A 14746-nucleotide genomic window follows, 5' to 3' on the forward strand; every position below is an offset into this window, starting at 1 on the left:
GGCGAAGAGGACTCCTCGAAGTGGGCTGACGGGGGCAGAGGGGTCAGATGATCGGCGGCCGTCCGGCGGCGGTGAGCCGGTAGACGGTGCGCCAGCTCATCGGATGCCGCCGCTGCGTACGCCGGGTAGTCCATCCTTCGCGCATGCCGCGCAGCGTCTGGTCCAGTCCGCCGCCGCGCACGGCCCGGGCCAGGGTGATCGCAGTCCAGGCACTCAGGTAGAGGGGGAGGAGCGGGGCGGGGAGGTTGCGGTGGGCGGTCCAGATCCGGTTGCGGGCGGCGAGCCGGTGGTACAGCGCGTGGCGGGCGGGTTCGGTGAGGGGGTGGTGCATGCGGATCGACGCCGCGTACCAGCCGCACCAGCCCGCCTCGTACAGCCGCCAGGCCAGGTCGAACCCCTCGTGATACAGGAAGAGTTGTGATTCCCACCCGCCTGCTGCGTCGAAGGCGGCGCGCCGGATCAGGACGACACCTTCGGTCATCGAGGCGACCTTCCCCGGCCGTCCCGGATTCGAGGCGCGCAGCCGGGGGACCCAGCGGCGCGGTGTGGTCGAATCGTCCGGGCCGGTCAGCCGGGGCTGCACCCAGGCGGCTTCTGGATGCCGCTCGGCCTCGGCGACGAGCCGGGCAAGGACATCGGGGCGGGGGAAGGTTGCGTCGTTGTCGAGGAAGTACAGCCAGTCGGCCGGATCGCCCGCGTCGCGCAGCGCGGCGGCGCCTGCGTTGCGACCGCCGGGGATGCCGATGTTCTCGGGCAGGCACACGGTGAGCGCACCGGCTGGTACGACCTCGGGCTTGCAGCCGTTGCCGACGACCACCACCCGCACGTCGACGCCGCTCTGGGCAAGGAGGGTTGCTTGCGCGGCTGCTTCCTCGGCAGGGCGATCGTTCATGGTCAGAACGACGACGTCGACGCGTGGGCGGGGCATGGGTTTCTCCGGCCGTCGGGCTGGTCAGGGCGTGGGGACGGGGATGTTGGTGAGGTGCTCGGCCTGGCGGGCGACGAGCGGGGTGAGGTGAGGGTGGACGCCCCGGGAGCACGCCTGGAGGAGCTGCCCGAGGGCGATAAGCTCCCCGGTCCGGCCTGCGTCCGTGTCCAAGACGTGGCCGAACTCGCGCCGGATCCGGGCGGCGGTCGCCGGCGCGGCCAGCGAATACGCGTGCAGCAGCCCCAGGTCGTAGCCCACGGGCAGCCGGCCCCAGTTCTCCCAGTCCAGCAGGATCAGGGGCGCGCCAGTGAGGTTCGCCCAGTGCAGATCGGCGTGCCCGGTCGTCGTCTCCCGGATCCGGATGGGGGCAATGCCGAGGAAGCGGCGAAAGTTCCGGTCGACCCAGTTCTGCCGTACCGATTCCCGGTTGGTGGGCACCGTCGCGAGCGTCCCGAGTGCGGACTTCAGCTCCGCCCACCACGAGTCGGGCAGAGCGATGTCCTGGTCGAGGACGGGAGTGCCGCTGGTGACCGGCGGGGTGGAGATGTACTCGGTGAGCTCCGCCCGGTAGGCGACGTCCTGGGAAGTCCAGTCGAGAACGCCGCGAAGCCGTGGCCGCGGCACCGACCGGGGTACGTGCGTGTCCGCGGTCGCCGTCCCCTCCCACAGCCGCCCGCCCGCCTTGCCGGCCTCGGCGGAGACGATGCGCAGCCAGCAATCCCCGGCCCTCCGCCCCAGGGTGCGGCCCTGCCACCCCCACACCTCCGGCCCCGATGCGGACACCCGGAACTGCTCCGCGGCGGCCGCGTGCGCACGACGCATCCGCTCGAGCTCGTCGCGCTCCGCCGGGGCGACGAACACTGCCTGCTGCACGGCCTGTTTCACCGTCACACCCCCTCCGCCACGGCGTCGGCCACCGGACGCTCAACGGGCCCGGGCAGCACCACGTCACGCCCCGGCCACCGGAACACCATCCGGCAGTTCACCTTGTCCAGGACGTCACCGGCAGGCAGCGCATCGTCGGACGTGCCGGCCGGGTAAACCGACAGGACAGGATCGACGTGCTCGTCGTTGGCCTCGGCGCGGATGTGCCGGTCCCAGGCATGAACCGTGGCCACCAGCCGCTCGGCGAGCTCGGGCCCCTGCTCCCCGAAGGCGTACGCAAACCACTCCCACTCCTTGTCTTCCCTGCGATCGCTGTCCTTGGTCTGGACGTGAATCAGGTAGGCCAGCGAGGCCTCGCCCAGGATGGCGGGGGCGTCACGGTCCTTTGCGATGCCGGTCACCGCCTCGGCGGACTCCTGGTGGACGGCCAGCCGGCAGAAGCCCGACAAGGTGGTGGCCGCCAACAGCTGAAGGGAGCCGAAGTAGGAGTTCGCAGCCCTCATGGTCACGCCGGTCGCGACCTCGTGCCGCCGCCCGCGCAGCGCCTCCTCCAGGCCATGAGTGCCGACGGCGGGGCCGTCGTCGAAGCGCAGGGCCAGCGCTCCATCGAGCAGGGGGACGACTGGGACCGGGCGGGCCTGCTGACCCTGGTCGCGGACAAAGCTGCAGTAGGTGAAGCGGCGGGCGTGCAGCACCTTGCCGCGCCGCTCGAACTCGATCGCCCGGGTGTAGCCGCCCATCTCCAGAGGCATGACCAGGCGCCCGCCCTCGGCCAGTTGATCGCGCCACGGCGGACTGATGTCCCAGCAGTTGTAAGTGATCACGCTGCCGTCGAAGCCGCCGCGCGGTACGAGGTGGGCGGGCGCGCCGAGTGCGGCGTCGGCTTCGACGGCGGTGACGCGTCCGCTGCCGGCCTCTGTGAGGAAGGCGCGGGTGCGGCGTACGACCCACGGGTCGATGTCGACGCTCACTACGCGACCGTCGGGCCCGGCGGCGTGGGCGATCAGCTCGGCGTTGTAGCCACCGGATCCCGCCTCGAACACGATCGCACCCGCCCGAAGACGCAGGCTCTCGAGCATGTCGGCCTGGAGCCAGGCCGCGGACACCGAGCTGATGGCCGTCCCGGTCTTGTCGCGGCGGGTGGTGACGGCCCGGTCGCCGCCGTAGTACGCGGCCGCCAGGTTCACTTCCGGGGCGAAACGATGGCGCGGCACGGTCCGCAGCGCGTCGCGGACGGGCTCGGTCGGGACCCAGCCGCCGTTGATCACCGTCTGGGCCATCGCCTGCCGCAGCCGGGCGGCCTCAGCCGGCTCGCCCGGCACGGGCGGCCGATCGGCGGCGAGCGGGTAGGACACCACGGGAGGCAGGTCTGGGATGACGCCGGGCCATACGCTGTCGATCGCGAGTGCGGCCGGGACGAAGACGTCGCCGACACAGGCGAGAGAGTGCAGGTCGAAGAACTCCCAGCGGTCGAACTTGTCCGCCTCCGTGTTGGTGAGGGTTCCCGTCCACGCGGTGATGCGGACGACGGCTGTGAGCCGCGGGATGCCGTGGCTGTCGTCGACCAGCATCGTTACCACGTACGCATCCGCCGGGTCGGCGGCCAGGCCCGTCTCCTCGGCGAGCTCGCGGACCGCCGCGGCCGCGAAGCCCTCCGGGCCACAGGTCTTGCCACCAGGCAGTTCGAGCATGCCGCGGCGGGATCGGCCGAGCAGGACCCGGCCGGCGTCGTCGGTGACGACCGCGAGCGCGCCGGTCAGGGCATGGGCGGTGGTCGGCCGCTTCTCGACGGCCCTGGTGTCGGCATGGCTAGGGCCGCGCAGGACCAGGAAGGCCAGGCCGTCCGCGTCCAGCCGCTCCACCGTCTCCCAGCCGGCGGCAAGCACGGCGATCTCGTCCTCGTCCAAGGCGATGCCGCGCCGCTCCTCGGGCGTGGTCGCCGCCACCGGGGTGACGACGACGAGAGCGCCGCCGTCCCTCAGCCGCTCACCCAGCCCGTGAAGGACGCGCCCCCTGTCCTGCACGAACGGGTACATCAGGCGGAGCGTGATCAGGTCGTACCCCTCTTCATGCAGCGGGGCGGGGTCGTCGCGCTCGATGTCCAGGTGCAGCCACCGCACGCCCTCGACGTCGGCGTGCTCCTCGCGGGCCCGGGCGAGGGCGCTGTCGGTGAAGTCGCACGCGTCCACGGTGTAGCCGAGGGAGGCGAGGTAGGCGGCCAGTTCGCCGGTGCCGCAGCCCACGTCGAGCGCCCGGCCGCCGCCGTCCGGGGCGGAGGTGTGCTCGGCGAGGAGCTCCCGCTCACGCTCACCGACCTGCCGGAAGTTCTTGCCGTCGCTGAAGTGCTTCTCCCACTTGTCGCGGGTGGTGTACGTCAACGTGCTGCTCCTCGTACGTAGGCGTGGCGGTGTTCAGGGGCGTTGGGCGGCGCGGAGCCGGGCCAGCGTGCGCCGGCCGCGCTCGACGAGCTCGGGATCGTCGTGAGCTGTGCCGTAGGAGATGCCAGAGACGGAATCCAGGACGGACAGGATCGTGAGGTGAGCCTCTTCGGCCGGGGTGAAGCTGCGGCCGTAGCCGTCCATCACGGCCTGGAAGAGGTCGGGCCGGCCGTGCCAGGCGTCGCAGAGCCGTACGAAGTCCCGCACGGCCGGGCCATCTTCCGACCGCTCGAAGTCGATCACGTAGAGAGCACCGGTGGTCTCGTCCCAGCGCAGGTTGCGGAGCTGGAAGTCACCATGCGTGGGCACCGCCTCCAAGGGGGCCAGGCCGACGGCCTTCTCGGCGGTGGCGCGGACGAACTTCTCGTCCCCGGGAGCGAGGTGGGGCAGGGCGCCCGCGAGGTGGCGCTCCAGCTTCCCCAGCGGCAGACCATCGGCGGCCGACCGGGGCGGGGCGCTGTGGTGGATGGCCGCCGCGAGTTGCCCGATGCGGTGGAAGATCAGGCGCTGCTGCTCCGGCGGGTGGAGGACACCGTGCAGGGTTTGGCCACCCACCGCGGTGAGCACGACAGCCCGCAGTGTGAGGTCGGCGGCCACCAGCCGGGGTGCGGCCGCCCCGAGGCCGGCAACCCAGCTGCGAAGGGCATCCACTTCACGACGGTGGAACCGGTCGTTCTGGTGGAGCTTGACGTACCACTCGCCGCCCTCGGCGCCGCGCGCCCGCCATACGCGGCTCTCCTCCCGCGCCCAGGACACGTCCGTCCACGCGGTGATCCGGCCGACCGCCTGCGCGGCGAACGCGCGCACCGCCCGGTCCGGGACCGCGCCGCGCGCGGCGGGTCCAGGGAGGAGGACCAGCCGGTCGACGGACCGGTCGTAGGCGATCGGGTCGCCGGGCTCCTGGAAGTGCACGGCCATCCGCGCGCCGGCCCGATAGGCGTCCAACCCGGCGCGGCAGTACGCCACCATCGGCTCCGGCAGGGCGTCGAAGGAGAACCACCCCATGGCGTCACACACATGAGGCTCCATGACCTCCGGGGTGCCCTCCCACCGATCCACCACGAAGAACACCCCGATCCGGGCGCCGCCGGCAGGGGCCCGGTGGTGCACAGTGACAGCCGCCCGGACATCGGCCCGGTCGATGATGACACCGGCCTCCTCCCGGGCCTCACGCACCAGGGCGGCGGCCATGTCCTCCCACGGTCCGTCCAAATGCCCGGATACGAGATGCCAGCAGCCAGCCGCGTACACGTTGCCGGCCCGCCGGGACAGCAGCACTTGCGGGCCCTGATCTCCGTCACGGACGGCGAGTAGATGCACGTCCACCGGCACGGTGTGCCGCCCGCCGCTCACGCCTTGCCTTCCGGACGTCGGGCCAGCAGCACGGTGAACACCGCGTCCTCGACGAGGCCGCCGCGCTCGCTGTGCCGCTCCAGCAGCTCCAGGGCTTCGTCTTCGAAACGGTCGTGGCGGTCGCCGAAGAGGTCCGGGCGGGCGAAGCTTGTGCTGCGCAGGTAGCCGAGGATCTGAGCCGGCGTCCAGACACGGCGGACAGGGAATCGGCGCTCGGTGACCTGGCTGAACGTCGACGCGGCGAGGTTGTCCTCGTACCGGCGGCCCGGTCCGCCATACACGCCGGCGGTGCCCGCGCGGCGCTCCTCGCCCAGGTAAGACTGGATGAGCTGCTTGAGCGCGGCCGTCCAGTCCGCCCGGTAGGTCCACAGGCTGCCGTCCCCCATGATCGCCACCGTGGCTGCGGGAGCGGTGACACGGTCGGCCATCTTCAGGACGGCGGACCGGTCCATCCAGTGGAAGGACCGTGCGCAGGTGACCAGGTCCGCCCGGTAGTCGTCGAACGGGGGCGTGAAGGCCTCGGCCGCCACCGGGTGGAAGCCGGCTGGACGGCCTCTCAGCAGGGGTTCGAGAGCAGCGGCGGCCTGGCGGAGCATGTCCTGGTCCGGGTCGACCAGGTCCACGCGGTCGATCCGGGGAACGGCCGGGAGCAGGGCGGCAGGTACCTGACCTGTGCCGGAGCCCAGGTCGAGGAGGGCCGGCCGGTCGGCGTCCCGCATCGTGTCGGCGAGGAGCGAGACGACCTCCGGCGGGATGCCGGGACGGTGGCGGGCGTAGTCCGCCGCCGCCGATGTGAACAGCCCCTTGGGCTCGTTGGGCGGTGGGGTGGTCATGCGTGCTCCATCAGGGTCCGCAGCGCAGCGGCGTCGGCCTGCAGCTGTGCCTCGTCCTGGCGCCCGTTGTCGAGGACGTCCCAGGGCAGCGGCCCGCCCGGCGCCGGGTCGGTGTCACCGGCGTACCGAGGGCAGATGTGGCTGTGCAGATGGGGTACGACGTTCCCGAGGGTGGAGAAGTTCAGCTTCACGGGCTCGTAGAAGGCCGTCAGTGCTCTGCCGAGTGCGAGGGTGTCGCGCCAGTAGGCGGCGGCGTCGGCTTCGGACAGGTCGGTGGGCTCGGCCACGTGCGGGGCACCGCGGTGGATGAGCACGCAGTAGCCGCGCAGGCGTCCGCTTCGCCACAGGTAGGCGTTGGCCGCTTCACCGCGGCGGAGCAGGAGGCCCCAGCCGATGTCGTCCGCGGCGTAGTCGTTCGCGCACATGGGACATCCGTCCCCGGCGCGGTGGCGGAGGAAGGTCTCGGGCCAGCTGGCCGGCACGGCGGGGCTGACGGCTTGGGGATGTAGAGGGCTTGGTGGCTGGAACACCCGTAACTCCTTGTCGTGTGCGGCTGGTGTGCCGGTGGGGGGTAGGGCCTGAGCAGGTTGGCCACCCCCGCCTGGTCCGTGGGGTCCGGGGCATACAGTTCGACGGCGATCCCAGGAGGTGTGGTCATGACGCCTGCCGGGGCACGGCGGCGAGAGGAGGAAGCGTCCAGGCCAGGGCCTTCGGGCCCACGCCGGAGGTGACGTGCTGGGCCCCGGCGCTGTCGCGTAGATCGACCCGGTACTGCTCGGGCCGTCCGGCCTGCTCCCAGCGCGCGTGGAGGTTCTCAAGTTCAGCCCAGACGTCACGCGGCCCATGGACTCGGACGGTGCCGTCGCCAGGGCCGGCCACGGCCCAGGAGTCGTTCTCGGGCGCGACGATGGTCATCGTCTCGGCCTGGAAGTCCCGGACCAGACCGGGGGCGAGGTAGGCGGCGGCGAGCCAGTATCCGTACGCCTCGTCCGGTGGCGGCGTGAGCCGCGTGGACCGTGCCGTGCCGGGGGCGGCCTTGATGCGTGCGCGGTGGTCCAGGGCCTTGAGCCACCGGTAGCCGAGCAAGGGTCGATACCCGCGCGGCCGGCCCCGCAGGACCGCCTCGACCGTTCCAGCCGCGGTGCGGGTGACGAGGAGCTGTCCCGGCCAGCTCGGCGTACGGGTCACGAGCGTCGTGAGCAGCCGGCCTCCCGGCGCGAGCTGCTCCACCCACGGCACCGGGACACACGGCACGCCGATGCCGGAGTGGATCCGGTCGTATGGCGCCCGGGCCTCGTGCCCATCGAGCGCGTCACCCTCGATCACCTCCGCACCGATACCGAGACGGTCCAGGTTTTGCTGGGCGAAGGCCGCCATGTGCCCGTCCCGCTCCACGCCGGTGGCGAGTCCGGGGCCGGTGATGGCGGCGGCGAGTGCGAGGGAGACGCCGGGACCCGGCCCGAGCTCCAGATACCGCTGCCCGGAGTCGAGTTCCATGGCTTGGAGGGCTTCGATGGTGGCGGGGGTGTAGGTGGACATGGACGTCATGTGTCCGCCGGTGACCGGCCCGCGGGGGAGGGCGTTGAGGGGTTCGCCGTCGCGCTGGAGCAGGATCGACTCGTCGCCATGGATCAGGTCGAGCCATTCCAGGCGGTCGTCGGGGTGGGAGCCGTCGAGGAGGCGCCAGTCGATCGGGTCCGCGCCCGGGCCGCTGACTCGGACGTACGCATGCGGGAGCAGAACCTCGCGCGGCAGGCGAAGCAGCGCGTCACGCAGCAGCGAGTCGGTCAGGACACCCTCGGCCGCGAGCCGGTCGACCATGCCGGCCCGCCGACGGCTTGTCGCTTCGTGGAGGTCAAGAGGCATGAACGGGGCCCTTCGCGGGAGTGGAAGTAGCAGAGGGCATGTTGGTCAGGCGGCGGACCGGAGAAGGCCACGGCGGCCCAGCCGGCACGAGGCAGAAGACCGTCCCGGTGATCAGCGCGGCCTGCACGGAGGAGACGACGACGCTGGCGCCGACCACCAGCCCGGCGGCCTGCCGCAGGTTGGTCTCCAGCCAGACAGCGGTCTGCGGCGCGCAGGTTCGCCGGTCGGGAGGGAACAACTGTTAGCGGAGGGACCGCTGTGTCGTACCCGCCGCGGCCGCCGGCCCCAGCGCGACGGTGGACGGCATCCCCGCCGTCTTCGGCTCCGTGTTCACATGGCATCTCCTCCGGGCGAGCGGTCGTAACGGGCGCCTTCCGTACACGCGGGCGTGGGCACGGCCGCAGGGGCCGCCCGCAGTACGGGCGACGGCGGTGCGGGCTCGCCGCCTGTCCCCGGCGCGGAAGGCGGCTGGTCCGGCATGTGCAGCAGGGCGCGCAGCGGAGAGCAGGCGAGGACTACGAGCGGGACGACCAGCAGGAAGGTCCCGACGGTCAAGGCGGGCCGCACACCGATCCACGTCCCCAGCCCGCCGGCGAGGAGCGCGGCCGCCGGGCGGGCGCCGGACGTCAGCCAGGTGCTCACGGCCTGCATCCGCGCCTGCATCCCGGCCGTGGTGACGATCTGCCGAATGGATCTTTGGGTGGTGCCAGCGGCGCCGGCGCATGCGAGCTGCAGGAAGAGCGCCGCCCCGATCGTGATCTGCCAGGCAAGGCCGGGGGAGGCGAGCAGCAGCGGGAGCTGGGTGAGCGGGGTGATCGCGAGCGCGGTCAGCATCATCGGCCCCGGCCCGTACCGGCGGGCCAACGCCGGTGCCGTGAGCGCTCCGGCGGCCGCGCCCAGCGCGCCGAGGCCCAACACCACTCCGAAGACGGTCGCGCTCATCGCCAGTGACCTCAGGAGGTAGAGGGCCCAGAGGGTGTTGAGCAGCCCGAGGGCGAACGACGTCGTGGCGTTGACCAGGGTCAGGGTCCACAGCCGGTCATCGCCGCGCACGTACCGCAGGCCCTCGCCGATCTCGCCGCGCAGCCGGCGGATCTCCGGGCGGGTGTGGGCGGGTTCGGCGGTCTGGATGCGGGCGGTGCACACGGCGCTGATCAGGTAGGAGGCGACGTCGCCGAGCAGGGCCCGGGCTGGTCCGAGGAGCGCGGTCAGCGCGGCGCCGAGGTGGCTCCCGGCCGTCGCGGCGACCGCGAACAGCGCGCCGACCCGGCTGTTGCTCCGCTGGATCAACGACCGGTCGACGAGACTGGGCAGCAGGCTGATGGCCGCCGCGTCGTGGAGCACGCTCGCCGCCCCCTGCACCACGGCGACGATCATGAGCTGCGCGAGGGTGAGGGTGCCCAGCGCGGCCGCCACCGGCACGGTGGCGAGCACCGTCGCGCTTACCAGGTCACCGGTGATCATCTGCCGGCGCTTGGAGTGCCGGTCGGCGAGCGCGCCGGCGTGCAGGGCGAGCAGCGCAGGCGGGAGCTGTCCGAGGAACGCCAGCCACGCGACCTGGGCGGTGCTCGCGTCCAGGTGGAGCACGGCCAGCACCGGCAGCGCCATCTGCGTGATCGAGCTGCCGGTCACGCTCGCTGCCTGGCCGGTCAGGTACCGGCGGAAGTCCCGGTGCCGCCACAGCGACGTGCCGGCGGCGGAGAGGGGCTCAGTGCAGGACGGCACGAGGCACCTCCCTCGGCTCCGCCAGAAGCCCCCGCAACACGTACCTGGGCTCAGCCTGGGCCCGCCGGCCGAATCCGCTACCGGTGAGTGTGCTCACCCTGCTCACCAGCCCAGCTGCGAGTAGGAGCGGCCTTCGGCGATGGCGGTGATGGCCGTGCGGGTGTAGGAGACGATCGGGTCCGGCAGCTCGTCCTGTGGCCACCACTGCCAGGTCAGGCACTTGTCGGACTCGCGCACCTTGGGAATGCCCTCCCAGCGGCGAGCCCGGAAGACGAGCTGCATCAGGGGCAGACTGCCCGGGGCGTCGACGACGTGGACGACGTGGACGAGTTCTACGTCGGCGGGGTCGATGACCAGCCCTGCTTCCTCCCACGCCTCGCGCACCAAGCACGCGAGCGCGGGCTCCTGCTCGCACCGACCGGCCAGGTAGTGCCAGGTGTCGCCCGCGTATTTCGAGTCGGGATGCCGCAGACCGAGAAGCACTCGGCCATCGGCGTCTTCGAGGTGGAGATGGACTCCGATGCCGTTCAGTACGGTCCGGCTGCCCCCGTCCCAGACGGGCGGGGCCGCGGTGGGCTGGTTGTCCGGGGGGTTCTCGGCCGCGTGCCGGCGAATCAGGTCCCGGGTGGCGGGGCTCAGGCGCAGCCGGTCCAGTTCGTCGGGCGTGAACCAGCGCAGCAGCACGCCCTCGTGCAGCGCGAGTCGGTCGGGGTTGCCGCGCCACCGGCCGGCGAAGACCTGGACCGGGACACTGAGGCCGTCGATGCTGGTGGCGGCTTCCATGGCGTAGGGCTTCACGTCCTCGAGGCGGAGGTCGGGCACCTCTTCGGACAGCTCGCGCAGCAGGGTGCCTTGCAGGCTTTGGTCGTCGTGCGTGCGGCCGCCGCCGAGAAGGGCGAACGCTCCCGGCTCCCAGATGATGCCGGGCTTGTGGTCACGCAGATGAAGCAGGTACCGGCCGTTCCCGTCGTGGATCAGGGCGGAAGCGTTCACCGGCTCCGGCAGGCCGTCCAGGCCCGCCGCGAGGAGCTTGGCGCGCAGTGTCGGCGAGGTGACCTCAGGCTGCGGGAGCCACCGGGCGCCGGAGACCTCCTCGTCCTGCAGCGCGATCGTCGGCGGCTCCTCCCCGACGAGGTAGAAGACGTAGCGGACGTCGTAGTGGCGGTGGGCCGGTTCCCCTTTGGAGGGGCTGGCGTCGATGTCGTGGATGTCGATGTCGATCGGAGAACCGAGCAGCTGCCGGGTCAGGCACAGGGCGCCCGGTGGGATCCCGGCTTCTTCTGCCACCTCGCGCAGCGCCGCGGCGAGCAGTGTGCGGTCCTGGGGCTCGATGTGGCCGCCGGGGGCGAGCATGAGACCGCCGGTGGCCCGGTGCTGGATGTGCAGGACCCGGCCCTGCCGGTCGATGACGACGGCGCTGCACGTGACGTGCCCGGGCAGCGTCGTCCGGGCGGTTGCGTCGACGGGTCGGCCCAGCGTGGCGAGGAGCTCGGCCAGGGCGTCACGCTCGCCGGGGTGCCGGCCGAGGTATGCCTCGACGATCTTGCGGATCGCGGTGGAGCTGGGTGGCATGGACGTCGTCTCGCCTTCGATGTCGGGGGAGGGCAGGCGGGGGAAGGAAGCTCCAGTGGTTCAGCTCGCCGTTCCGTTGCCGGACGGCTTGGCGCCTCGGGGGCCGGGTGCGCCGCCAGTCGACGGCGCGATCTCGTACTGGGGGGCCTCGGCGGTGCACACGCCCCGGTACAAGCCGCACTTACGGGAGATCAGGTCCTCGTGGGCCTTGTCGCCGCCTGGTTCGACTGGCGTCCATGCGTTCCCCTCTCGTGGACGTGGCGGTGGCGTCGCCGTGCTCAACGACGCCGCACGATTTCGAGCACCTGTTCCTTTCGGACGCGTTGCGCACCCTGTAATTCAGCGGTTCTCCGAGGGTGCGCAGTGCATCGACCCTTGCCACGCAAGAGCCTGCGGCTCGGGGGAGGTTGGCCGAAACGCCGACGTTCGATCGCTGCGGCGGCCAGCTGTTAGCCCGCCCCCGTCCCTGGGGCTTCACCCTGTTCGCCCGTGGTGGACGGCAGGCCCAGGCGCAGCGTCATGACCGCGTGGTCGGTCAGTCCCACTTCACGGGCTTCCTGGTGGTAGTCGCAGGCCAGGATGCGCTCGGCGTGGGGTGTGGAGACGAAGAGGTGGTCGAAGCGGAAGCCGTTGCCGCTGCGTCCGAACCAGGAGTGGGTGACCTCGTCGGGGTGGAGGTGGCGGAAGGCGTCGGTGAGGCCAGCGGCCTGGAAGGAGTCGTAGAAGTCGTACTCCCAGTCGCCGAACACCTTGTGCGGGGGCTGGTGGCCGCGCTCGATGACGTTGAGGTCCCCGGCCACGATGACGGGCATGTCCGGGAAGGCGGCGAGCAGCCGTGGCAGGCTCTCGGTGACCGCCTCCTGGAAGGCGCGCTTGGCGACGTTGCGCTGGTCCTTCGGGCCGCGGGAGGGCACGTACAGGCCCAGCACTCCGATGTCGTAGCCGCCGACGGTAACGCGGGCCGCCGGGGCGCGATGGGGGGTGACGGTGACCGGGCTGGGGACGGTCCGGACGGCACTGGTGCGGCAGGCGATGACCGTGCGGTAGTCGGGCGTGGACGGCTGGGGGGCGATCACGGCGGCGTACCCGCGCTCGGTGAGAGCGGTGACGAGGGCGTCGCCCCCCTGGGTGGAGGACACCTCGGTGAAGACGGCGATATCGGCGCCCTCCCGGCCGGCGATCCAAGCGGCCTGGCGGCGGGAGCGGTCCGGGGAGGCGTGCTGGGCGTTGAACAGCAGCAGCCGCACGGCGTCGGTGGCCGGCTGGTGGGCGGGCTCGTCGATGGCGAGCAGGGACAGCTGCTCGGAGGCGGGGTTCATCGGCCGGCTTCCTTCTCGTCCAGGAAGACCTCGCTGTTGGCGTCCAGGTTCTGCTGGAGGCGGCCGAGGGTGGCGCGGACGAAGGCGAGCTCGTCGTCGGTCAGCGGGGTGCCGACGGCGGTCAGGTTCGCTTCGACCTGCTCGGGGCGGGTGAAGCCGACGAGGACGGCGGCATTCTCGGCTCGCTGCAGGCACACCTGGAGGGCGACGCGGGTCAGCGCGGCCGGGCTGTCGCCGAAGCGCTCGCGGAGAGGCCGTAGGCCGTCGGAGATGATCCGCAGTGCCTCGGGGGTGAACCAGGCCTTGCGCAGCCGGTGGTCGCCGGTAGCGAAGACGGGCGGGTGGTCGGGGTCGTACTTGCCGGTGAGCAGGCCTTGGGCCAACGGTTTGTTGATCAGCACGCTGGCGCCGAGGGAGGCGGCGAGGGCGAAGATGTCCGGCCGGCCGGCGGCGGGCGGCGGGGTCAGGGCGTTGAAGCGGGCCGCGAGGTAGTCGGGGCGGATCTGCTCGGCGAGGTGGGCGAACCGGGCGTACTTGTCGCCGCGCTGGTCCTTGGCGACGGTGACCCGTTCGGTGGCGTGGCGGTGGGGGCCGCGCATCCCGACGGCGGTGACCAGGCCCTGGCGCTGGAAGTCGCGCATCTGGGCGACGGCCTCCTCCAGGTAGCGGTCGTCGGGCCCGAAGTCGGCGTTGTGGAAGAAGTAGATGTCCAGACGGTCGGTGCGCAGGTTCTCCAGGCTCGTCTCGAGCTGGCGGCGCATGGCCGAGGGGAGGTAGGCGTGCCGGGCGGTGCCGCGGTGGTAGCCGACCTTGGAGGACAGCACCACGGTGTCGCGGGGGACGGTGGCGGTGAAGTCGCCGATGATCCGCTCGGAGTGCCCGTGCCCGTACACGTCGGCGGTGTCGATGAGGTTCGCGCCGAGCTCGTAGGCCCTCTCCAGGCCGCCGCGGGAGGCGGCGTCGTCGGCCGTGCCCCAGCCCATCGGCAGCCCGAGGTTGTTGTCGGCGCCGCCCACGGCCCAGGCACCGATCCCGATCGGATGAACGGACAAGCCGCGGGCGAGTGTGCGGCGCGCGGGGGAAGTCGGAGCACTCACAGAAAGTACCTCTTACCTCTCAATTAGTAGCAAACACTGATGAATCATGTGCGGGAGTGAGTATGGTGCCTCGCGTGACGACACAACCTCCCTTCACCGAACTTGACTTGAACGCGATCACTGAGCGGCGCTGGGTCGACCGCGGCGACTTCACCGACGCCGAGTTCGACCGCGCCCGCGCCTTCTACGAGGAGATGCGCGTCCACGACGACCGCCTGGAGCGGGTGCGCGCCGATGCGGCCGCGCTGATCAGCGAGTGGACCGGGCACAAGCCGCGCGATGTCGGCTCCTTCGGCACCCGGCTGAACCTGGAGAGCTCCGACCTGGACCTGGGCATCGGCTACCCGGTCGAGGACCGCGACCGCCTGCGGGAGGTCCTGGCGCCCCACACCACGTTCCTGGGCGAGCGCAAGACCCGCTTCTCCACCTCGCGGCTGGTGTTCTCCTTCACCCTGGAGAGCGTCGAGATCGATCTGAGCGCGCTGACGGTTGAGGACTACGCCGTGGCCTGCCGGATGCTCGACCAGATCGACACGACCATGACGCTGGACGAGCGCATCGCGCACACCTGGGTCAAGCACCTGCTGCGCAGCTCGGACCGCACCGACGAGTACGCGGCCTGGAAGCTGACGACGTACGCCCGCTTCTGCCCGGAGTTCAACTGGGTGCCGATCCCGGAGAAGACCGGCGCCTGAGCACGGGGCGCCGGGCGCCCCGACCGCAACGCGGT

The 14746-nt window shown here is 71.8% G+C and carries 12 protein-coding genes; 1 reads left to right on the plus strand and 11 read right to left on the minus strand.

The window, feature by feature from the left end:
• Positions 1 to 43: 43 nt before the first annotated feature.
• The 11 genes from ADK41_RS00500 to ADK41_RS00550 all read right to left on the minus strand — a co-directional run bounded on the left by ADK41_RS00500 (position 44) and on the right by ADK41_RS00550 (position 13971).
• Positions 44 to 892: a glycosyltransferase family 2 protein gene (locus ADK41_RS00500; RefSeq protein WP_234318557.1), complete on the minus strand. Its 849-nt coding sequence runs from the start codon at positions 890 to 892 to the stop codon at positions 44 to 46.
• A 60-nt stretch (positions 893 to 952) separates the two neighbouring features.
• Complete coding sequence (locus tag ADK41_RS00505) at positions 953 to 1819, minus strand: hypothetical protein (protein ID WP_030819599.1); 867 nt, start codon at positions 1817 to 1819, stop codon at positions 953 to 955.
• Positions 1816 to 4191, minus strand: a complete 2376-nt coding sequence (gene fxlM, locus ADK41_RS00510) for a methyltransferase, FxLD system (RefSeq protein ID WP_030819597.1) — start codon at positions 4189 to 4191, stop codon at positions 1816 to 1818. Before fxlM ends, ADK41_RS00505 begins: the two co-directional genes overlap by 4 nt.
• Positions 4192 to 4224: 33 nt before the next feature.
• Positions 4225 to 5577, minus strand: a complete 1353-nt coding sequence (locus tag ADK41_RS00515) for a phosphotransferase (protein ID WP_245174589.1) — start codon at positions 5575 to 5577, stop codon at positions 4225 to 4227.
• Positions 5578 to 5600: 23 nt separating this feature from the next.
• Positions 5601 to 6437 carry a class I SAM-dependent methyltransferase gene (locus tag ADK41_RS00520; protein WP_030819594.1) on the minus strand — a complete coding sequence of 279 codons (837 nt, stop codon included), beginning with the start codon at positions 6435 to 6437 and terminating at the stop codon, positions 5601 to 5603.
• On the minus strand, positions 6434 to 6862 hold the full coding sequence (locus ADK41_RS00525; RefSeq protein WP_037803351.1) for an HIT family protein: 429 nt from the start codon (positions 6860 to 6862) through the stop codon (positions 6434 to 6436). Before ADK41_RS00525 ends, ADK41_RS00520 begins: the two co-directional genes overlap by 4 nt.
• Before the next feature lie 229 nt (positions 6863 to 7091).
• Positions 7092 to 8303 carry a methyltransferase gene (locus ADK41_RS00530; RefSeq protein ID WP_063756462.1) on the minus strand — a complete coding sequence of 404 codons (1212 nt, stop codon included), beginning with the start codon at positions 8301 to 8303 and terminating at the stop codon, positions 7092 to 7094.
• Between the two features lie 330 nt (positions 8304 to 8633).
• Positions 8634 to 10028 carry an MFS transporter gene (locus ADK41_RS00535; RefSeq protein ID WP_030819589.1) on the minus strand — a complete coding sequence of 465 codons (1395 nt, stop codon included), beginning with the start codon at positions 10026 to 10028 and terminating at the stop codon, positions 8634 to 8636.
• A 102-nt stretch (positions 10029 to 10130) separates the two neighbouring features.
• Positions 10131 to 11600, minus strand: coding sequence for an NUDIX hydrolase (locus ADK41_RS00540; protein ID WP_030819587.1), 1470 nt, complete (start codon positions 11598 to 11600; stop codon positions 10131 to 10133).
• A gap of 449 nt (positions 11601 to 12049) precedes the next feature.
• On the minus strand, positions 12050 to 12919 hold the full coding sequence (locus ADK41_RS00545) for an endonuclease/exonuclease/phosphatase family protein (protein ID WP_051842887.1): 870 nt from the start codon (positions 12917 to 12919) through the stop codon (positions 12050 to 12052).
• Entirely contained in the window at positions 12916 to 13971 is a 1056-nt protein-coding gene (locus ADK41_RS00550; protein ID WP_234318556.1) for an aldo/keto reductase, read from the minus strand. The genes ADK41_RS00545 and ADK41_RS00550 overlap by 4 nt, the downstream gene beginning before the upstream one ends.
• A gap of 119 nt (positions 13972 to 14090) precedes the next feature.
• Here ADK41_RS00550 and ADK41_RS00555 point away from each other — a divergent pair, with 119 nt between their 5' ends.
• Positions 14091 to 14711, plus strand: coding sequence for a hypothetical protein (locus ADK41_RS00555; RefSeq protein ID WP_234318554.1), 621 nt, complete (start codon positions 14091 to 14093; stop codon positions 14709 to 14711).
• The last annotated feature ends 35 nt before the right edge of the window (positions 14712 to 14746 follow it).

The sequence above is a fragment of the Streptomyces caelestis genome, assembly GCF_001279005.1.
Taxonomy (GTDB): Bacteria; Actinomycetota; Actinomycetes; order Streptomycetales; family Streptomycetaceae; genus Streptomyces; species Streptomyces heliomycini.

Excerpts from the sequence above, each read along its gene's own strand:
- ADK41_RS00545 (WP_051842887.1), bottom strand. The coding sequence starts at position 12,919 with ATGAACCCCGCCTCCGAGCAGCTGTCCCTGCTCGCCATCGACGAGCCC.
- ADK41_RS00525 (WP_037803351.1), bottom strand. The coding sequence starts at position 6,862 with ATGTGCGCGAACGACTACGCCGCGGACGACATCGGCTGGGGCCTCCTG.
- ADK41_RS00540 (WP_030819587.1), bottom strand. The coding sequence starts at position 11,600 with ATGCCACCCAGCTCCACCGCGATCCGCAAGATCGTCGAGGCATACCTC.
- ADK41_RS00520 (WP_030819594.1), bottom strand. The coding sequence starts at position 6,437 with ATGACCACCCCACCGCCCAACGAGCCCAAGGGGCTGTTCACATCGGCG.
- ADK41_RS00530 (WP_063756462.1), bottom strand. The coding sequence starts at position 8,303 with ATGCCTCTTGACCTCCACGAAGCGACAAGCCGTCGGCGGGCCGGCATG.
- ADK41_RS00500 (WP_234318557.1), bottom strand. The coding sequence starts at position 892 with ATGAACGATCGCCCTGCCGAGGAAGCAGCCGCGCAAGCAACCCTCCTT.